Raw genomic sequence first — 18,804 nt, 5'->3', positions numbered from 1 at the left:
GCCCCCGGTGCGGTGAACCGATTCAACGAGGGTTGCCCGGCCGGGCCTGCGGGCGGTCGTGCGGGTACAACGCAGAAGTGCCGATCAGGATCTCTCCTGATCGGCACTTGCTCTGTGTCCGAGGGGGGACTTGAACCCCCACGCCCGATAAAGGGCACTAGCACCTCAAGCTAGCGCGTCTGCCATTCCGCCACCCGGACAAGGTGTCTGTCTCGCGGGCCCGGCCCGTTCCGACGTGGAAAACAATAGCAAACATTCGGGGGTGCTCGATCACGCCAGGGGGAGTGTGAAGGGCGCATGACGGGGGGTGGGGGGCCTTGGGTGCGCGGGCCGGGCGCGGGAGGATGAGGAGGAGCACCTCAGCGACAGTGGAAGGAACCAGTGTGAGCGAGACCAACGCGGCCCGGACCGTCTCGGGCGAGGACGAGGTCGTGGACCTCTGTCGTGAGCTGATCCAGATCGACACCAGCAACTACGGGGACCACTCGGGACCGGGGGAGCGGGGCGCCGCCGAGTACGTCGCGGAGAAGCTCGCCGAGGTCGGGCTGGAGCCGCAGATCTTCGAGTCCCACAAGGGCCGGGCCTCCACCGTGGCGCGGATCGAGGGCGAGGACCCGTCCAAGCCCGCCCTGCTGATCCACGGCCACACCGATGTGGTTCCGGCCAATGCCCACGACTGGACGCATCACCCGTTCTCCGGCGAGGTCGCGGACGGCTGTGTGTGGGGCCGGGGCGCGGTCGACATGAAGGACATGGACGCGATGACCCTCGCGGTCGTCCGCGACCGGATGCGCAGCGGGCGCAAGCCCCCGCGTGACATCGTGCTGGCCTTCCTCGCGGACGAGGAGGCCGGCGGCACGTACGGCGCGCGGTACCTCGTGGACAAGCACCCGGGCCTCTTCGAGGGCGTCACCGAGGCGATCGGCGAGGTCGGCGGTTTCTCCTTCACGGTGAACGAGAAGCTGCGGCTCTACCTCGTCGAGACGGCCGAGAAGGGCATGCACTGGATGCGGCTCACCGTGGACGGCACCGCCGGTCACGGCTCGATGACCAACGACGACAACGCGATCACCGAACTCTGCGAGGCGGTCGGACGGCTCGGGCGGCACAAGTGGCCGGTCCGGGTGACCAAGACCGTACGGTCCTTCCTCGACGAGCTGTCCGACGCGCTCGGCACCCCGCTCGACCCGGAGGACATGGATGCCACGCTCGCCAAGCTGGGCGGCATCGCCAAGATGATCGGCGCCACGCTCCGCAACTCCGCGGCTCCCACCATGCTCGGTTCCGGGTACAAGGTGAACGTGATCCCCGGACAGGCCACCGCCCATGTGGATGGCCGTTTCCTGCCCGGATTCGAGGACGAGTTCCTGGCCGACCTGGACCGGATCCTCGGCCCGCGGGTGAAGCGCGAGGACGTGCACGGGGACAAGGCGCTGGAGACCAGTTTCGACGGCTCGCTCGTCGACGCGATGCAGATCGCCCTCAAGGCCGAGGACCCGATCGCCCGTGCGGTCCCCTACATGCTCTCCGGTGGCACCGACGCCAAGTCCTTCGACGACCTCGGTATCCGTTGCTTCGGATTCGCCCCGCTGAAGCTGCCGCCGGAGCTCGACTTCGCGGGCATGTTCCACGGTGTGGACGAGCGTGTTCCGGTGGACGGTCTGCAGTTCGGTGTGCGGGTGCTCGACCGTTTCATCGACAACTGCTGAGGTTCCGCCGCCCGGTTGCGGTGCTCAGCCGGTCTTCCGGTGATTCTCCGGCGGTTTTCCGAGTCAACAATCGTCCGCGTGTGCGCATTTGACCGGAACGAGTGAAAGGAACCATACGCTCGTAGCCCGATTACCTCTTCCTCGTTACAAGTGATGCGGTCCGCGGCTGGGACCGCATTGCCAACTAGGAGGAATAATGATCAAGAAGGTCGTCGCTGCTGCGGCTGTCACTGGTGGTCTGGTGCTCGCGGGTGCGGGCATGGCCGTCGCGGACTCCGGTGCTCAGGGTGCCGCAGTCGGCAGCCCCGGTGTGATCTCGGGCAACGTCATCCAGGTGCCCATCCACGTGCCGGTGAACGCGTGTGGCAACACGATCTCCGTGATCGGGCTGCTGAACCCCGCCTTCGGCAACACCTGCATCAACGCCTGACGTTGTGCGTCAACCCGTAAGGGTTTGAATCCGGTCGGCCCCGGAGTGCACGCCATGCGCTCCGGGGCCGCTGGGTACTCCGCCCCCGCACGGTCAAGTCCGGGGGTATTCCGGAAGGTAGAAGGCAGGAAACAACCTATGCGACAGGTCACGCGTAAAGGCCTGATCACCGTGGCGGCCGCGGGCGGCGTGCTCGCGCTGAGCGGCGGCTACGCGCACGCCGACGCGGGAGCGTCCGGCGGCGCATCGAATTCCCCGGGGGTGATTTCAGGGAATTCGGTCCAGATCCCGGTCCACGTACCGGTCAACGTCTGCGGCAACTCCGTGAGCGTCGTGGGACTGCTCAACCCGGCGGCGGGAAACGCCTGCGGAAACGGTTCGCACAGCGCCGTGCCGGGCCGGCACGCCGCGGGCAACCAGGTGTCCGGGGACCGGACCCAGGCCCACCGGGCGGGGACCGGCAAGCACCGGGCCGTCACGAGCGAGGCCGGGAGCGGGGCGATGGCCGAGGGGGTCGCGCAGGGCTCGCCCGGTGTGCTCTCGGGCAACAACATCGCGGTGCCCATCGACATCCCCGTGAACGCCTGCGGGAACAGCGTCACCATCGGCGGACTGCTCAACCCTGCCACCGGTAACGCGTGCGGAAACGGCACGGACGTCGTCACACCGCCGGTCGGCACTCCGGTCACCCCGGTCACCCCGGTCACCGAGCACAAGCCGCCGGCACCGGGGCCGCGAACCGTGCCGAACGCGCCCGAGGTACAGAACGTGGCACAGCTCGCACACACCGGAGCGGGCGGGCTCGACCTGCTGATTCCGGCCGGTGCGGGCCTGCTGCTGGCGGGTGCGGGCACGGTTCTCTACCGCCGCGCCCGGATGGCGGCGTAACGGACCGGGCCGGCGACGCGAGCAGGGCGAAGGGAGCGGGTCCCGCGACTGCGGGGCCCGCTCCGTCTCACCAGGTGGCCCGGAGCTGGCGGATGATCCGTCGGCGCAGCCGCACCCTGCGGCTGCCGTCACGGCGCAGGGTCAGTCGGTCCAACTCCCAGTGCCCGTACTCGGCGTGGTCGGTCAGCAGGCGGGCCGTCTCCTTGCGGGACACCCCGCGCGGCACGTACACATCGACAAATTCGTATTCCGGCATCGCATCTATTGTGCGGGCAGAGCCCGTGTACGGATAGCGTCTGCACTATGTCTGATGCTGCGCAGCCCACCGCTGCCGAGGTACGTGCCGCCGCCGAAGCGATCAAAGCCGCGCTCGACCGTCACCTCGATGCGGTCGAACGCCGGACCGGGAACGACGATCCCGCCGTCTACGAGGCGTTCAACGCACTGGCCGCCGCTGCCGAGTTCTACGACGAATTGCTCTACGACCGCTACGACGAGGTCACTCCTTTCGAGATCCCGGGTGCGGAGGACTCCCTGCCGCCGTACACCGGCCCCGAGGAGCCGAACGCGCTCAGCGTGCTGATCCGGCGCGACTACGCGGTGGCGGAGCCGCCGCGCCTGCTCGCGCAGGCCCAGCGGATCGCCGACCTCGATCCGGACGACCGCGCCGGCGGGAGCGCCGCGGTGGTCGGCTCCAGCGTCCACGCGGCGCTCGGAGTGCTCTTCGGTGAGTACGAACCGGACGAGATCGCTTCCCGGCACACGGAATTCGGTCTGGAGGAGGGTGACTCCACGCTCTGGGTCACGGCGGCGGAGGAGCTTCCCGAGGCGGGGGAGTGGCTCGGCGCACCGTTCGACGAAGCCGATCCCGAGCTCGTGGTCTGCCGTTTCGACGTCAGCGCCGTCTTTGACGAGGACGAGTCGGACGACGAGCCGGCGGGCCTGGTGGTGGACGGCTCCTGAGCCGTTCGCCGGACGGGCCCAGGGCCCGTCCGGCGGTGGGGGACGGTGCCCGGCCCGGTCAGCGGGCCGGTGCCTCCAGCAGGGTGCGCAGTCGCGTCGTGCGGTCCTGGGCCGGTGACTGGGCGACCGCGCGCTGGAGCGCCTGATCCACCCCGTGCACGATGGACAGATGCCGCTCCGCACGGCTGAAGGCGGTGTACACCCAGGGGCGGCTGAGAGCCTGCGCGGCGTCGCCCGGCAGCACGACGACCACCGCGGGCCAGCGCATCGCGGCCGCCTGATGGGCGCTGAGGGCCCAGCCGTGGCGTACGGACGACTCCACGCGCCCCTGGGGCACGACGGTCTTCGTGCCCGCGCAGTCCAGGTGCAGGCCTTCGGCGTCGGCCGAGACGACTACCCCGGGCACGGTCCTGCCCGGCGTCGGGACGTGGACGACGCGGTCGCCGGGGTCGAAGCCGCCGAACCGCCCCGGACCGGGGTTGAGCCGCTGCTTCAGCGCCGCGTTCAACGCCCGGGTGCCCGCCGAGCCGCCGTGGCCGACGGTGATCACCTGGGTGTCGGCCGACGGTACGCCGATGGCGCGCGGCACCGAGTCGGCGACCAGCTGCACGGTGCGGTGCACCGCCTCGCCCGCGTCACGCACGGGAACGATCACCACCTCCTTGCCGGGCGCCTCGACCTGGTTCAGCTCACCGATGCCGATGCCGGAGACCAGCTCGCCGATCGGTCCGGGATCCGGCGTACGGGACACGATCTGCGGGCAGGCGCGGGCCGCCAGCACATCCGCGAACACCCGTCCCGCACCGGCCGAGCCCAGTACGCCCGGGTCGCCGCTGAGGACCAGCCGGGTGCCGTCGGCCAGCGACTCCACGAGGATCGCGGCGGTCTCGACGTCCAGCTGCGGGGCGTCCAGCACGACGAGCAGGTCGACGGCGATCGCACCCTCCTCGTCCCGGCCGGGACCCTCCGTGCCGGAGAGCAGCCCGGCAAGGGTGACGGCCGCCGACGGGTCGCCGGTCGCCTCGGCCAGCCGGTGCCTGCCGCCGACGTTGTGCACGGCGCCCAGGGCACGCAGTCCGAGGCCGCGTGCCGCTGCGAGCAGCGCGGCGGGTTCGGCCCTGGCGGCCTCGCCGCCGGTGTGCGCCACCAGGCCGTGGGCCGCGACCGCACGGATCAGCTCGGCCGCCGACGGGGAGACCGCGGCCGAGGCCGCCTCCGTCCAGTCGGCGTCCTTCTCGCAGGCGTTGACGAGCCGGGCCAGACCGTCGGCGAGGCTCTCCTCGGCGAGCGCGTACCGATCGAGACCGAGCAGCACCTGTACCGGCTCCCGCGCGCCTTCCTCGGCGTCCTCGCCGGGGCCCGCGGGTGCTTCGGCATCCTGGACGTCCTCGTCGTCCCCGCCGTCCTGGAACACCAGGACGACGCCCTCGGCGACGGCGTGCCGGACGGCCGCCTCGGGGTCGGTCACCGAGTGCTCGGCGAGTGCGGCACGAACCGCCGTCGCGTCGAGCGCCGTATGGCCCTGGAGCGCGGCCCGCTCCAGCAGCCAGCCGACCAGGGCGGCGGTCCGCCGCTCGTCGTCGGGACCGCACGCGGCGCCCAGCAGGGCGCGGGCGAACCCGTCGGCCTGCTCGGGCCTGACCCCCGGCACGGTCAGCAGTCGCCAGGGGTCCTCGCGCAGAGCGTCGCCCGCCTGCTCACCGAGCGCCTCGGCAGCCGGGCCCGCCAGCGCTCCGGGAGCCCCGCCCCCGGCCAGCACGGCGGCTGTGGCGGCCACGGCCTCCGGTGAGGCGCCCTGCGGAGCCGGGGCCCGCTCGGGCGTGCGGGGGCGGGCCGGTGCGGGGGCGGCCCGGCGGGGAGCGGCGGGCGCGGGCGAGTCGAAGAACGCGGCAGCGGGCTTCTCGCCGCTCTCGACGGCACGCACGGCCGCGAGCAGATCGGCCGCCTGGCCGCTCAGCCTCGCACCGGCGGCGATGGGGCCGCCCTTCTCGGCCTTGCGCTTCTCGATCCGCTCCCGGAGCTCGCGCTGGGCGGCCAGCTCGGCCTCGGCCTCGGAGAGCGGTGCGGGGGCGTCGGCGGCACCTTCCACGGCACTGTCGGCGGCGGACGCCGTGCCGGACTCGGCGGCCCCTTCCGCTGCCTCGTCCTCGTCCGCCCCGGAGCCTGTGGCGGTGCCGCCGTCCGTCTCCTCGGCGGCGGAGTCATCGGCCGTCGGCGATCCCTCGTCCGCCTCGTGACCCTCGTCCTGCGCGGACGATGCGGGCGCGGCGGCGGAGAGGGCCGCGACGTCGGCGTCGTCGGCGGCCGGGGAGCCGGGGGTTTCCCCCCGGGGAAGCGCAGTCACAGCGTGCTCCAGTCCTGGTCGGGATAGCGGTGCACGGGCGCCGACACATCGTCGAGCGCCTGGCAGATCTCGTCAGGAAGACTAAGCGCCTCCACTGACAATGCCTCCGTGAGCTGCCGCGCGTTGCGGGCGCCGACGATCGGGGCCACCACTCCGGGCCGGTCCCGCACCCAGGCGAGAGCCACCTGGAGCGCCGTCGTGGCCAGGCCGTCGGCGGCTGTCGCCACCGCGTCCACGATGCGGCTCGCCGGGTCGTCGAGATACGGCTCGACGAACGGGGCCAGCAGTTCCGAGGCGCCGCGCGAGTCCACCGGAGTGCCCGTCCGGTACTTGCCGGTCAGGACTCCTCTGCCCAGCGGGGAGGAGGGCAGCAGCCCCACCCCCAGATCGAGCGCGGCCGGCAGGACTTCGCGTTCCACGCCCCGTTGCAACAACGAGTATTCCATCTGGGTGCTGGCCAGCCGGGTGCGCACCCCGGGCGAGGCCAGCTGCCACGTCGCCGCCTTGGCGAGCTGCCAGCCGCAGAAGTTCGACACCCCCGCGTACCGGGCGCGGCCGGTGGACACCGCCAGGTCCACCGCCTGAAGGGTCTCCTCCAGCGGGGTCACCGGATCGAAGGCGTGGATCTGCCACAGGTCCACGTAATCCGTGCCGAGCCGTTCCAGGGAGGCGTCCAGCGCGGCCAGCAGATGCCCGCGCGAGCCGTTGAACCGCCGGTACGGGTCGGCCACGCTGCCCGCTTTCGTGGCGATGACCAGATCGTGCCGCGGCACCAGGCCCTCGGTGAGCCGCCCGAGCAGATATTCGGCCTCCCCGCCGCCGTACACATCGGCCGTGTCGACCAGTGTGCCGCCCACCTCCCAGAAGGCCTTCAGCTGTTCGGCGGCGTCGTGCTCGTCGGTGTCCCGGCCCCAGGTCAGGGTGCCGAGCCCGATCCGGGACACTCGAAGGCCGGTGCGGCCGAGATGCCTCTGCTCCATGGGCGCTGAGATTACTGGCCAGAACCCCACTCGGCGGAGGCCTGTGGACAACCCGGCACCAAGTCGCCCCTGCCGGATCACGTTGCCGCGCGCTAGAGTCCGGAGCTCAGGGACGTTACTGATCAGTAAGGGGAGCGGTTATGCGGCTCGGCATCAATCTCGGTTACTGGGGCGCGGGGATGGACGGCGACAACCTCGCCGTCGCCCAGGAGGCGGACCGGCTCGGATACGACGTCTGCTGGGCGGCCGAGGCGTACGGATCCGACGCGCCGACCGTGCTCTCCTGGGTCGCCGCCCAGACCGAATCCATCGACGTCGGCTCCGCGATCATGCAGATCCCGGCCCGTCAGCCCGCCATGACGGCGATGACCGCGGCCACCCTCGACTCGCTCTCCGGCGGCCGGTTCCGGCTCGGCCTCGGCGTGTCGGGACCGCAGGTCTCCGAGGGCTGGTACGGCGTCAAGTTCGACAAGCCGCTGGCCCGCACCCGGGAGTACGTCGAGATCGTCCGCAAGGCGATGTCCCGCGAGCGGCTGTCGTACGAGGGACAGCACTGGACGCTCCCGCTGCCGGACGGTCCGGGCAAGCCCATCAAGCTCACCGTCCACCCGCAGCGCGAACACATCCCGCTCTACATCGCCGCGATCGGCCCCAAGAACCTGGAGCAGACCGGCGAGATCGCCGACGGCGCGCTGCTGATCTTCCCCTCCGCGGAGCACCTTGAGGACACCGCCGTGAAGTACCTGCGGGCGGGCCGGGAGAAGGCCGGCCGGACCCTGGAGGGCTTCGACGTCTGCCCGACCCTGCCGCTCGCCGTCGGTGACGACGTCAACGGTCTCGCGGACATGTTCCGTCCGTACACCGCGCTGTACGTGGGCGGCATGGGCAGCCGCAAGCAGAACTTCTACAACCAGCTCGCGCAGCGCATGGGGTACGAGAAGGAAGCCGCCGAGATCCAGGACAAGTACCTGTCCGGCGACAAGAGCGGTGCCGCCGCCGCCGTGCCGCACCGGCTGATCGACCAGACCACGCTGCTCGGTCCGGTCGAGCGGATCGCCGAGCGCATGCAGGCGTACGCCGCGGCGGGTGTCACGACGCTGACCCTGGCCCCGGCCGGCTTCACGCTCGACGAGCGGATCGCGGCTCTGCGGGCCGGTACGGATGCGCTGGAGCGTTCCGGTCTCGCGTAGTGCCGGCACCGGGCCCCGCGGCTCCGGACGGCGCCACGGCCGTGGTGGGGGCTCGGGGGTCCTCCCCGCCACGGCCGTTGCACGGGACAACGCGTTCGGGCGCCCGGGGTTACGCCGAAGGGTGTGCGGGCCGGGGCGTCGACGTACGCGGCGGGCCGGAGCGGCCCCGTCCGGCGTAGCCGGGAGGCGTTCCTGTTGCCTGGGTGGGCGCGCCGCATTTGACTGGCGATGGGCGTGACGCCGGTACGGAGGTGGCAGCGATGCTCTCGGCAAGGAACCTGTTCCAGGAGATTCTCGACGAAGACGAGTCGTTCCGGCTGTTCTGTTCCATCGCGGCCAGCGGGGAGTCCCAGGGCGGCTGGGAGAACGGCCGGATCGCGGAGCTCGTGCCCGAGAGCCAGCGTGCCCTGGCGCCCAAGATCGCGCGGCACGGCGCCGACGAGGACAAGCACGGCCGGATCTTCCACGCGCTGCTGAGGAAGCGCGGACTGCGGCCCGTCGAGGTTCCGCACGAGACCGACTACACGATGCTGCTGGAGAAGTGCGGCATCGGCCTCGCCCATGAGCAGCTGGGGCGCCGGGAACAGCTCTCCGAGCGCGACATCATCACCTACCTCGCGCACAGCCGGGTCACCGAACAGCGCGCCTCCGAGCAGATGACGCTGTTGCGCAAGTACTTCGCCGACCACCCCGACGTCGGGCGGGCGGTGAAGATGATCTCGAACGACGAGGACAACCACCTGGCGTACTGCCACGAGGAGTTGCTCCGCTTCGCCCGCTTCGGGCACGGTCGTACGATCCAGCGCATCCTCCGCGAGTGCGCGCTCGCGGAGATCCGGGTGTACCGCGACGTCAGCCTCGCCGTGATGGATCACATGGGCCGCATCCTGCACTGGCCACGGGCCAGGGCGGCCGTACTGGCTGCGGGGATCCACGGGGTCTACGCGTACGAACGGCTCGTGGGGTGGCGGCGCATGGTGAGTCTGGAGCCGCCCGAGCGGCGCGACGCGCTGGGCGGTCCCGCGGCACAGGCCCACGAGTTCGCCTGAGAGGCTGTCGGGTGACCTCCGATCCCTTTCCGGGCCGCCCCGAGCCGAGTCGTACGGCGGGGCGTGGGCCGGGCGCCGCGCCCGGCCTCCGTCAGAGCCAGCCGCGGCGTTTGAACTGGCGGTACAGGCCGAAGACCACGGCGACCATCAGCAGGATCACCGCCGGATAGGCCCACACCCAGCGGAGTTCCGGCATGTGGTCGAAGTTCATGCCGTAGATGCCCGCCACCATCGTCGGCACGGCGGCCATCGCCGCCCACGCCGAGATCTTGCGCATGTCGTCGTTCTGCCGCACGCCCACCTGGGCCAGGTGCGCCGAGAGGATGTCCGAGAGCAGCCGGTCCAGCCCCTCCACGTACTCGTTGGCGCGCGTCAGATGGTCGCTCACGTCACGGAAGAACGGTTGCGAGTGCTCGTGGACGAACGGCACCTCGGCGCTCGCCAGCCGGGCCATCGGGGCACTCAGCGGCCCGGCGGCCCGGCGGAACTCCATGATCTGCCGCTTGAACGTGTAGATGCGGGACGCGGTGTTCTTGGTGTCCACGGTGCCGGTGGGCGCGAACACCTCGGTCTCCAGCTCCTCCAGGTCGACCTGGAGCTCGCCGGCCACTTCGATGTAGTGGTCGACGACGGCGTCACTGATCGCGTACAGCACCGCGGTCGGCCCGTGCTTGAGTACCTCCGGCTCCGCCTCCAGACGGCGGCGCACCGCGGCGAGCGGCGCGCCCTCCCCGTGGCGGACCGTCACGACGAACGAATCGCCGATGAAGGCCACCAGTTCGTCGGTGGTGACCGTGTCGCTCAGGTGCTCGTACACCACCGGCTTGATGACCGCGAAGAGCGAGTCGTCGTACACCTCCAGCTTGGGCCGTTGGTGCGCGCTCAGGGCGTCCTCCACGGCCAGCGGATGGAGCCCGAACTCGCTGCTGACGCGTTCGACCTCCTTCTCCGTCGGCTCGTACAGCCCGATCCACAAGAACGCGTCACCGGTCGCCCGTGCCTCCGCGAGAGCGTCGGAGAGGTCGGCGGGGCCTTCGGTACGACGCCCGTCCCGGTAGATCGCACAGTCCACAATCACGGCGCGCATTCTTCCCTGCTGCGGTCCCCGGCGCACCCCTCCGGCGACAGCGGCCTACGCTGGCCCGTATGCCCACCCTGATCCTCGTACGTCATGGACGCTCCACCGCCAACACGGCCGGGGTGCTCGCGGGCCGCACACCGGGTGTCGCGCTCGACGAGCGCGGAGCCGCACAGGCCGCGGCGCTCCCTGGGCGGCTGGCCGAGCTGCCCCTCGCCGCCGCCGTCAGCAGTCCCCTGCAGCGCTGCCGGGAGACCCTGCGGCCGCTCCTCGACGCCCGGCCGGAGCTGGTGCTGCACACCGAGGAGCGGATCAGCGAGTGCGACTACGGCGCATGGTCGGGACGCAAGCTGGCGGAGCTGACCGACGAACCGCTGATGAGCGTCGTGCAGCAGCATCCGTCGGCCGCGGCGTTCCCCGGCGGCGAGTCCATGCGCGCCATGCAGGCGCGTGCCGTGGACGCCGTACGGGACTGGAACGCGCGGATCGAGTCCGAGTACGGTGACGACGCCGTCTATGTGATGTGCTCGCACGGCGACATCATCAAGGCCCTCGTCGCCGACGCGCTCGGCATGCACCTCGACCTCTTCCAGCGGATCCACGCCGACCCCTGTTCGGTCACCGCGATCCGCTACACCAGGCTGCGGCCCTTCCTGCTGCGGCTGGGCGACACGGGGGATCTCGCCCCGCTGGCGCCGCGTGAGAGCACCGCCGGGACGGAGCCGGGACGGCGTCCGGCGGCGGAGAGCGATGCGGACGCGGCGGTCGGGGGCGGCGCTGGGGCGCCGTGATCGCTTCGCGCAGTAGGGTGGACGCGCCGTAGGCGCCTTTCCCGGGGGAATCCCCCGGACCCCGGCCGCCCCTCATCTGCCGTCAATTTTCAAGGGAGACAGGACGTGTCCCGTCAGGTGTTCCTCTACGACCCCCCGGACCGCTTCGTGGCCGGTACGGTCGGGTTGCCTGGACGTCGTACGTTCTTCCTGCAGGCCTCCTCAGGCGGACGCGTCACCAGCGTGGCCCTGGAGAAGACTCAGGTCGCCGCGCTCGCCGAGCGCATCGACGAACTGCTCGACGAGGTGGTGCGGCGGACCGGCGGAAACTCTCCGGTGCCCGCCGTGGCACCCCTGGACGTCACCGACACCGCGCCTCTCGACGTGCCCGTCGAGGAGGAGTTCCGGGTCGGCACGATGGCCCTCGCCTGGGATGGCGAGGAACAGCGCATGATCGTCGAGGCACAGGCGCTGGTCGAGCTGGACGTGGACTCCGCCGAGGATCTCGCGGAGGCCGAGGAGCGGCTGCTGCAGGACGAGGAGAACGGTCCGCCGATGCTCCGGGTCCGCCTCAGCGGTGCGCAGGCCCGTGCCTTCGCCAAGCGCGCCCTGGACGTCGTGAACGCCGGGCGTCCGCCGTGCCCGCTGTGCAGCCTGCCGCTCGACCCGGAAGGACACGTATGCCCGCGCCAGAACGGGTACCGTCGCGGAGCCTGACCGACACCGAACTGGTGACCGTGCTCGCCGAGGGACGGCTCACCGTGCGCGGTCAGGTCCGCGGGGCGTCCAACGCGGTGCTCTACTGCACGGTCGCCCACGAGGACGAGGAAGTGACCTGCGTCTACAAGCCCGTGGCGGGCGAACAGCCCCTGTGGGACTTCCCGGACGGCACGCTCGCCCAGCGCGAGGTGGCCGCGTACGAGATCTCCGAGGCGACCGGCTGGGGGCTCATACCGCCCACCGTGCTGCGGGACGGGCCGTACGGCGAGGGCATGTGCCAGCTGTGGATCGAAGCGGCCCCGCGGGACGACGGGCCGGACGAGGCGGGGGAGCCCCCGCTCCTCGCGCTCGTCGAGGACGAGGAGCCGGGGGAGGGCTGGAAGGCCGTCGCCCTCGCCGAGACCGGGGAGGGGAGGACGGCCCTGCTGGTGCACGCGGACGATCCGCGGCTGCGGCGGCTGGCGGTTCTCGACGCCGTCATCAACAACGGTGACCGCAAGGGCGGCCATCTGCTGCCCGCGCCCGGTGGCCGGCTCTACGGCATCGACCACGGCGTGACCTTCAACACCGATGACAAGCTGCGCACGCTGCTCTGGGGGTGGGCGGGGGAGCCGTTGACGGCCGAGGCCGTCGGCGTCGTGGACCGGCTGGGCGCGGAGCTGGAGCCCGGGACCTCGCTCGTCACCCGGCTGGGCGAGCTGATCACCGCCGTCGAGATCGAGGCGTTGCGGGGGCGCGTGGAGGCGCTGAAGGCGTCGGGAAGACATCCGGAGCCGAGCGGTGAATGGCCGTCGATCCCCTGGCCGCCGGTGTAGAGGACAGCAGGCCGGTCCGGGGCCGGGGAAGCGGGCGTACGGGGCGGAGCCGCCGTACCCGAGGCAGATGGATCCACGAAGCGCAAGACGGCCTCTTCGGCCAGGATCCGGTATCCGGTTCGTATCCGGAACATGCATCCGGTTACGCTCGTGGCATGCATGCCTGGCCCGCTTCTGAGGTCCCCGCCCTGCCTGGCAAGGGCCGCGACCTTCGGATCCACGACACCGCGACCGGCGGACGGATCACCCTTGACCCCGGTCCCGTCGCCCGCATCTACGTCTGCGGCATCACGCCGTACGACGCGACCCACATGGGTCACGCGGCGACCTACAACGCGTTCGACCTCGTTCAGCGCGTGTGGCTCGACACCAAGCGGCAGGTTCACTACGTCCAGAACGTGACGGACGTGGACGACCCCCTGCTGGAGCGGGCCGTGCGCGACGGTCAGGACTGGACCGAGCTCGCCGAGCGCGAGACGGCCCTGTTCCGCGAGGACATGACCGCCCTGCGGATGCTCCCGCCGAAGCACTACATCGGTGCCGTGGAGGCGATACCGGGCATCGTCCCGCTCGTCGAACGGCTCCGGGACGCCGGCGCCGCCTACGAACTCGACGGGGACGTGTACTTCTCCATCGAGACCGACCCGCACTTCGGCGGGGTCTCCAACCTCGACGCCGAGGCGATGCGGCTGCTCTCCGCCGAGCGCGGTGGCGATCCGGAGCGCCCCGGCAAGAAGAACCCGCTCGACCCGATGCTCTGGATGGCCGCCCGTGAGGGCGAGCCGAGCTGGGACGGGGCCTCGCTCGGCCCCGGCCGGCCCGGCTGGCACATCGAGTGCGTCGCCATCGCCCTGGACCACCTCGGCATGGGCTTCGACGTCCAGGGAGGCGGGTCCGACCTGGCCTTCCCGCACCACGAGATGGGTGCCTCGCACGCCCAGGTGCTGACCGGCGAATACCCGTTCGCCCAGGCGTACGTGCACGCCGGAATGGTCGCCCTGGACGGCGAGAAGATGTCCAAGTCCAGGGGCAACCTGGTCTTCGTCTCGAAGCTGCGCCGCGCGGGCGTGGACCCGGCGGCGATCCGCCTCGCCCTGCTGTCGCACCACTACCGGTCCGACTGGGAGTGGACCGACCAGGTGCTCGCCGATGCCGTCGAGCGGCTCGGACGGTGGCGCTCCGCCGTCTCCCGGCCCGACGGACTGCCCGCCGAGGCCCTCGTCGAGGAGGTCCGCGAGGCCCTCGCCGACGACCTGGACGCACCGGCCGCCCTGGCCGCCGTGGACCGCTGGGCCGAGCGTCAGAACGCCCGGGGCGGTACGGACGAGGGTGCACCCGGCCTCGTCTCCCGCACCGTCGACGCGTTGCTGGGCGTCGCACTGTAGTGCCGCGCGCGGTGACATTCCGCTGATCGTCATCCGATGAGCCGGCCTTGGACTTCTCGACGAAGTTCAGGGCCGGTTCCGTTTTGTCCATGGTCAAGTGCTCGATGCTGCGCTAAAAGCGCTCTATGCAATCATCAACGAGCATCAGAACGGCGGCAGTTGCAGCCTTGCTGGGGCTGCTCGCCGTCTTCGCGGGGCCCGGTGCCGCCCAGGCCGGCGCCGCCGAACCGGTCACCACCACCACGGTCGGCGACCTCACCGGATTCTCCGCCGACGGTCCCGTCTACCGCTTGAGGGCCGGCACCGCCGAGGCCCGGGTCAGCTTCGTCTCCGCCGAGACCTTCCGGATCGAACTCGCCCCGGACGGCACGTTCTCCGACCCGGCCGGCGACGACATCGTCCTGCCGCAGGGCACCCCGCCGCACACCCGGTGGAAGGAGCGGGACGACCGCTACGAACTCTCCACCGGCAGCGTCACCCTGCGCGCCTACAAGTCACCCCTGCGCTTCGCGCTGTACCGCGCGGACGGCACCCGGGTCTGGTCCGAGGCCAAGGGGCTGAGCTGGGACGGGAAGCAGACCACCCAGACCCTGGACCGCGGCGCCGACGAGCAGTTCTACGGCGCCGGGATGCAGAACGGACGCGGCAACACCTCGCATCGCGACAAGACCGTCGAGGTCGGCGTCGACTACAACTGGGACGACGGCGGCCACCCCAACTCGGTGCCGTTCTACCTCTCCTCGGCGGGATACGGCGTCTTCCGCAACACCTACGCGCCGAACACGTACGCCTTCACCGACCCGGTGACCACCACAGCGAAGGAGAAGCGTTTCGACGCCTACTACTTCGCGGGCGACGGTGCCAAGGACGTCATCGGCCAGTACACGAAGCTCACCGGCAAGCCCTTCCTGCCGCCCGTGTACGGCATGGAGATCGGCGACGCCGACTGCTACCTCCACAACGCCAACCGCGGTGAGCGCCACACCCTGGACTCCCTGAAGGTCGCCGACGGCTACGTCGAGCACGACATGCCGAACGGCTGGATGCTCGTCAACGACGGCTACGGCTGCGGCTACGAGAACCTCGGCGAGACCGCCAAGGGCCTCCAGGACCGCGGCATGCAGCTCGGTCTGTGGACGCAGGACGGCATCGCGAAGATCGCCGACCAGGTCAAGGCGGGGCAGCGGGTCGCGAAGCTCGATGTCGCGTGGATCGGCGAGGGCTACAAGTTCGCGCTCGACGGCTGCAAGGACGCGTACAAGGGCATCGAGGACAACAGCGACGCCCGCGGCTTCACCTACGCTCCCGAGAGCTGGTCGGGCGCGCAGCGCTGCGGCGTCCAGTGGTCCGGCGACCAGTACGGCACCTGGGACTACATCCGCTGGCAGATCCCGACCTACGCGGGCGCCACGATGTCCGGTCTCGCGTACACCACCGGCGACGTCGACGGCATCTTCGGCGGCAGCGCCAAGACGTACACCCGTGACCTCCAGTGGAAGATGTTCCTCGGCACCACGATGACCATGGACGGCTGGGCGGCCAGCGACAAGCAGCCCTTCCGGTACGGCGAGCCGTACACCTCCATCAACCGCGACTACCTCAAGCTCAAGGAGTCGCTGCTGCCCTACCAGTACTCCTACGCGCACGAGGCGACGAAGACCGGCGTCGGCATGGTCCGGCCCCTGGTCCTCGAATACCCGGACGACCCGAAGGCGGCGACGGACGCGGCGAAGTACGAGTTCATGTCCGGCGAGGACTTCCTCGTCGCGCCCGTCTACCAGGACAGCGCCGAGCGCGACGGCATCTATCTGCCGAAGGGCACCTGGACCGACTACTGGAGCGGTCGCACGTACGAGGGGCCGACCACCCTCGACCACTACAGCGCTCCGCTCGACACCCTGCCGCTGTTCGTCAAGGGCGGTGCCAGTGTGCCGATGTGGCCGGGCATCCGCTCGTACCAGGACCGCACCGCCGACTCGCCGCTCGCCTGGGACATCTACCCGCGGGGCACGTCGTCCTTCACGCTCTACGAGGACGACGGTGTCACCCGGCAGCACCGCGACGGCAAGTACGCCACGCAGACCGCCGAGGTGAAGGCGCCGCTCCGGGGCGCGGGCGACGTCACCGTGCGGATCGGCGCGAGCGAGGGGCAGTTCACCGGCAAGCAGCGCACCCGCCCGTACGAGTTCAGCGTGCACACCGGCTCCGCGCCGAGCGCGGTCCAGCTCGACGGCAAGCTGCCGCGGCTGACTTCGGCGGCCGCGTACAAGGCGGCGAAGCAGGGCTGGTGGTACGACCAGGACGACCGCGGCGGTGTCGTGAAGATCAAGACCCTGCCGCTCTCCACCGACAAGAAGTTCTCCGTGAAGCTGCGGAAGACGAGCGCGGTCGGCGGGCGGAACACCGCGACCACGGCCGTCGTCTCCGCGCCGGCCGGGCAGGAGATCGGCGCCGGTAGCGAGGGCACCGTCGCCGTCGATGTCACGGCGGGCAGCGCCGATGTCACGGACGCCGCGGTCACCCTGGACGTCCCCGAGGGCTGGCAGGTCGCGCGGCCCGCGACCGTGGACCGGATCCCGGCGGGCACCACCCGGCAGGTCGAGGTGTCGGTGACCCCGGCGAAGGACGCCACGGTGGGGGAGGCGCGGCTCACCGCACTCGCCCGATACCGGGCGGCCGGCGAATCCCGCACCACCGTCCAGCGGTTCGCGGCCGGAGTGATGCCACCGCCGCCCACCGGTGAGGCCTGGGCGAGCGATCTGGTGTGGCTGAAGTCGGTCAACGGCTACGGCCCCGCCGAGCGGGACCGCAGCAACGGCGAGTCCGGCGCGGCCGACGGACACCCGCTGACCCTCGCGGGCAAGACGTACGAGAAGGGCATCGGCACCCATGCCGACTCCGACATCGAGGTCTATCTCGGAGGGCGCTGCACCGCCTTCACCGCGGACGTGGGGATCGACGACGAGATCAACGGCTACGGCGAAGTGGCGTTCTCCGTCGAGGCGGACGGCAAGGTCCTGTGGACCTCGCCGAAGGTGACCGGGGCATCGGCGACCGTACCGGTCGAGGTGAGGCTCGACGGTGCGCGCCATGTGCACCTGAAGGTCACGGACACCAATGGGTCCAAGACCGGTGACCACGGGGACTGGGCCGCGGCGCGGTTCACCTGTTCCTGAACGACCGGTGTCGCCGAACGACCCGCACAGCACAGGAGCGCCGGGCGTGCGTCCGCCCGGCGCTCCACCGGTCCCGTCAGTCCTCCGAGGAGTCCTCCGACGAATCCTGCGGGTCCTCGCCGTCGCTGTCCTCCTTGTCGGCCGCCTGCCGTCGGCCGGGCCCGCCCGTGGGCGGCGATCCGGGGCCGGTGACGCCGTCGGCATCCGGCCGGGCCGGCTTCGGCGGGCGGCTGCGGCCGCTGGAGGAGTCGCGCAGATACGAGGCGTCACCGCTCTCCGTCGCGTGCCCGCCGGGCGGCTGTCCCGGACCGACGTCCCTGCGGCGCAGATAGCGCTCGAACTCCCGGGCGATGGCCTCACCGCTCGCCTCGGGAAGCTCCGCGGTGTCCCGGGCCTCCTCCAGCGTCTGCACGTATTCCGCCACTTCGCCGTCCTCGGCGGCCAGCTGGTCGACACCGAGCTGCCAGGCGCGGGCGTCCTCCGGCAGTTCGCCCAGCGGGATACGCAGACCGATGAGGTCCTCCAGGCGGTTCAGCAGCGCGAGCGTCGCCTTCGGGTTGGGCGGCTGCGACACGTAGTGCGGCACCGCCGCCCACAGGCTCACCGCGGGCACGCCCGCGTGCGTGCAGGCCTCCTGAAGGACGCCGACGATGCCCGTCGGACCCTCGTACCTGGTCTCCTCCAGGTCCATGGTCCGCGCCAGATCCGGGTCGGAGGTCACCCCGCTGACCGGCACCGGGCGGGTGTGCGGGGTGTCGCCCAGCAGTGCGCCCAGGATCACCACCATCTCCACGCCCAGTTCATGGGCGAAGCCCAGGAGCTCGTTGCAGAACGAGCGCCAGCGCATGGACGGCTCGATACCGCGGACCAGGACGAGGTCGCGGGGCTTCTCCCCACCGATACGGACCACGGAGAGGCGGGTGGTCGGCCAGGTGATCTTGCGTACCCCGCCGTCCAGCCAGACCGTCGGCCGGTTGACCTGGAAGTCGTAGTAGTCCTCGGCGTCCAGCGCCGCGAAGACCTCGCCCTTCCACTCCCGGTCCAGGTGCGCGACCGCCGTGGAGGCGGCGTCACCCGCGTCGTTCCATCCCTCGAACGCGGCCACCATGACCGGGTCGATCAGCTCGGGAACCCCCTCGAGCTCGATCACCCAGGCCTCCTTCCGAAGTTCCCTTGCGTACGCACCAACCTTACGGCTTCCGGCCACTCTCGCCGCAGCCCCTGCGCACAGCAGGGTGAACCTGTGCCACGAGGGTGCATCACCGATCGAATCAGGGCATCAATTGTGAATACATCCGAGCTGTGTC

The 18,804-nt window shown here is 71.1% G+C and carries 16 protein-coding genes and 1 tRNA gene; 11 read left to right on the top strand and 6 right to left on the bottom strand.

Features of this window, described 5'->3' with window-relative positions; genetic code table 11:
- Positions 1–115: 115 nt before the first annotated feature.
- Positions 116–200: transfer RNA gene (locus ACZ68L_RS05580), tRNA-Leu, on the bottom strand.
- A gap of 183 nt (positions 201–383) precedes the next feature.
- Here ACZ68L_RS05580 and ACZ68L_RS05575 point away from each other — a divergent pair.
- The 3 genes from ACZ68L_RS05575 to ACZ68L_RS05565 all read left to right on the top strand — a co-directional run bounded on the left by ACZ68L_RS05575 (position 384) and on the right by ACZ68L_RS05565 (position 3,027).
- On the top strand, positions 384–1,709 hold the full coding sequence (locus ACZ68L_RS05575) for a M20/M25/M40 family metallo-hydrolase (protein WP_469574370.1): 1,326 nt from the start codon (positions 384–386) through the stop codon (positions 1,707–1,709).
- A gap of 196 nt (positions 1,710–1,905) precedes the next feature.
- On the top strand, positions 1,906–2,139 hold the full coding sequence (gene chpH, locus ACZ68L_RS05570) for a chaplin ChpH (RefSeq protein WP_469574369.1): 234 nt from the start codon (positions 1,906–1,908) through the stop codon (positions 2,137–2,139).
- Positions 2,140–2,277: 138 nt separating this feature from the next.
- Positions 2,278–3,027: a chaplin gene (locus tag ACZ68L_RS05565; protein WP_469574368.1), complete on the top strand. Its 750-nt coding sequence runs from the start codon at positions 2,278–2,280 to the stop codon at positions 3,025–3,027.
- Positions 3,028–3,094: 67 nt separating this feature from the next.
- On the opposite strand, the gene ACZ68L_RS05560 is transcribed toward ACZ68L_RS05565, so the two are convergent.
- A complete protein-coding gene (locus ACZ68L_RS05560; protein WP_030918345.1) occupies positions 3,095–3,283 on the bottom strand; it encodes a DUF5703 family protein in 189 nt (62 codons plus the stop codon).
- A gap of 47 nt (positions 3,284–3,330) precedes the next feature.
- Here ACZ68L_RS05560 and ACZ68L_RS05555 point away from each other — a divergent pair, with 47 nt between their 5' ends.
- Entirely contained in the window at positions 3,331–3,990 is a 660-nt protein-coding gene (locus tag ACZ68L_RS05555; protein WP_469574366.1) for a hypothetical protein, read from the top strand.
- Positions 3,991–4,048: 58 nt separating this feature from the next.
- Here the strand turns inward: ACZ68L_RS05555 and ACZ68L_RS05550 are convergent, their stop codons facing one another.
- Together ACZ68L_RS05550 and ACZ68L_RS05545 are read right to left on the bottom strand one after the other, a co-directional pair.
- The gene (locus ACZ68L_RS05550; protein ID WP_469574364.1) at positions 4,049–6,334 is read right to left on the bottom strand and encodes a helix-hairpin-helix domain-containing protein; all 2,286 of its coding nucleotides are present in this window, start codon (positions 6,332–6,334) and stop codon (positions 4,049–4,051) included.
- The gene (locus ACZ68L_RS05545) at positions 6,331–7,314 is read right to left on the bottom strand and encodes an aldo/keto reductase (protein WP_469574363.1); all 984 of its coding nucleotides are present in this window, start codon (positions 7,312–7,314) and stop codon (positions 6,331–6,333) included. The genes ACZ68L_RS05550 and ACZ68L_RS05545 overlap by 4 nt, the downstream gene beginning before the upstream one ends.
- 140 nt (positions 7,315–7,454) lie before the next feature.
- Here ACZ68L_RS05545 and ACZ68L_RS05540 point away from each other — a divergent pair, with 140 nt between their 5' ends.
- Complete coding sequence (locus ACZ68L_RS05540; RefSeq protein ID WP_376221481.1) at positions 7,455–8,504, top strand: LLM class F420-dependent oxidoreductase; 1,050 nt, start codon at positions 7,455–7,457, stop codon at positions 8,502–8,504.
- A 260-nt stretch (positions 8,505–8,764) separates the two neighbouring features.
- Positions 8,765–9,553, top strand: a complete 789-nt coding sequence (locus ACZ68L_RS05535; RefSeq protein ID WP_469574361.1) for a ferritin-like domain-containing protein — start codon at positions 8,765–8,767, stop codon at positions 9,551–9,553.
- 91 nt (positions 9,554–9,644) lie between these two features.
- Here ACZ68L_RS05535 and corA read toward each other — a convergent pair whose 3' ends face one another.
- On the bottom strand, positions 9,645–10,640 hold the full coding sequence (corA, locus tag ACZ68L_RS05530) for a magnesium/cobalt transporter CorA (RefSeq protein WP_469574359.1): 996 nt from the start codon (positions 10,638–10,640) through the stop codon (positions 9,645–9,647).
- A gap of 59 nt (positions 10,641–10,699) precedes the next feature.
- Here corA and ACZ68L_RS05525 point away from each other — a divergent pair, with 59 nt between their 5' ends.
- From ACZ68L_RS05525 to ACZ68L_RS05505, 5 genes are all read left to right on the top strand, one after another.
- On the top strand, positions 10,700–11,422 hold the full coding sequence (locus tag ACZ68L_RS05525) for a histidine phosphatase family protein (protein WP_469574357.1): 723 nt from the start codon (positions 10,700–10,702) through the stop codon (positions 11,420–11,422).
- Between the two features lie 105 nt (positions 11,423–11,527).
- Entirely contained in the window at positions 11,528–12,118 is a 591-nt protein-coding gene (locus ACZ68L_RS05520; RefSeq protein WP_469574356.1) for a DUF3090 domain-containing protein, read from the top strand.
- Positions 12,082–12,936 (top strand): SCO1664 family protein, encoded by an 855-nt coding sequence (locus ACZ68L_RS05515; RefSeq protein WP_469574355.1) that lies wholly within the window; start codon positions 12,082–12,084, stop codon positions 12,934–12,936. The genes ACZ68L_RS05520 and ACZ68L_RS05515 overlap by 37 nt, the downstream gene beginning before the upstream one ends.
- 155 nt (positions 12,937–13,091) lie before the next feature.
- The gene (gene mshC / locus ACZ68L_RS05510; protein ID WP_469574354.1) at positions 13,092–14,321 is read left to right on the top strand and encodes a cysteine--1-D-myo-inosityl 2-amino-2-deoxy-alpha-D-glucopyranoside ligase; all 1,230 of its coding nucleotides are present in this window, start codon (positions 13,092–13,094) and stop codon (positions 14,319–14,321) included.
- 125 nt (positions 14,322–14,446) lie between these two features.
- The gene (locus ACZ68L_RS05505) at positions 14,447–17,497 is read left to right on the top strand and encodes an NPCBM/NEW2 domain-containing protein (protein WP_469574352.1); all 3,051 of its coding nucleotides are present in this window, start codon (positions 14,447–14,449) and stop codon (positions 17,495–17,497) included.
- Positions 17,498–17,573: 76 nt separating this feature from the next.
- On the opposite strand, the gene ACZ68L_RS05500 is transcribed toward ACZ68L_RS05505, so the two are convergent.
- On the bottom strand, positions 17,574–18,647 hold the full coding sequence (locus ACZ68L_RS05500) for a PAC2 family protein (RefSeq protein ID WP_469574351.1): 1,074 nt from the start codon (positions 18,645–18,647) through the stop codon (positions 17,574–17,576).
- Positions 18,648–18,804 lie beyond the last annotated feature (157 nt).

This window comes from Streptomyces sp. NPDC104309 (genome assembly GCF_055584025.1).
Note: the sequence above shows the minus strand (reverse complement) of the source record. Positions and strands in the feature narration are given on the sequence as shown.

Coding starts and splice junctions, on each gene's coding strand:
- ACZ68L_RS05515 (WP_469574355.1), top strand. CDS start 12,082: ATGCCCGCGCCAGAACGGGTACCGTCGCGGAGCCTGACCGACACCGAA.
- ACZ68L_RS05560 (WP_030918345.1), bottom strand. CDS start 3,283: ATGCCGGAATACGAATTTGTCGATGTGTACGTGCCGCGCGGGGTGTCC.
- corA (WP_469574359.1), bottom strand. CDS start 10,640: ATGCGCGCCGTGATTGTGGACTGTGCGATCTACCGGGACGGGCGTCGT.
- mshC (WP_469574354.1), top strand. CDS start 13,092: ATGCATGCCTGGCCCGCTTCTGAGGTCCCCGCCCTGCCTGGCAAGGGC.
- ACZ68L_RS05565 (WP_469574368.1), top strand. CDS start 2,278: ATGCGACAGGTCACGCGTAAAGGCCTGATCACCGTGGCGGCCGCGGGC.
- ACZ68L_RS05535 (WP_469574361.1), top strand. CDS start 8,765: ATGCTCTCGGCAAGGAACCTGTTCCAGGAGATTCTCGACGAAGACGAG.
- ACZ68L_RS05505 (WP_469574352.1), top strand. CDS start 14,447: ATGCAATCATCAACGAGCATCAGAACGGCGGCAGTTGCAGCCTTGCTG.
- ACZ68L_RS05545 (WP_469574363.1), bottom strand. CDS start 7,314: ATGGAGCAGAGGCATCTCGGCCGCACCGGCCTTCGAGTGTCCCGGATC.
- ACZ68L_RS05555 (WP_469574366.1), top strand. CDS start 3,331: ATGTCTGATGCTGCGCAGCCCACCGCTGCCGAGGTACGTGCCGCCGCC.
- ACZ68L_RS05540 (WP_376221481.1), top strand. CDS start 7,455: ATGCGGCTCGGCATCAATCTCGGTTACTGGGGCGCGGGGATGGACGGC.
- ACZ68L_RS05525 (WP_469574357.1), top strand. CDS start 10,700: ATGCCCACCCTGATCCTCGTACGTCATGGACGCTCCACCGCCAACACG.
- chpH (WP_469574369.1), top strand. CDS start 1,906: ATGATCAAGAAGGTCGTCGCTGCTGCGGCTGTCACTGGTGGTCTGGTG.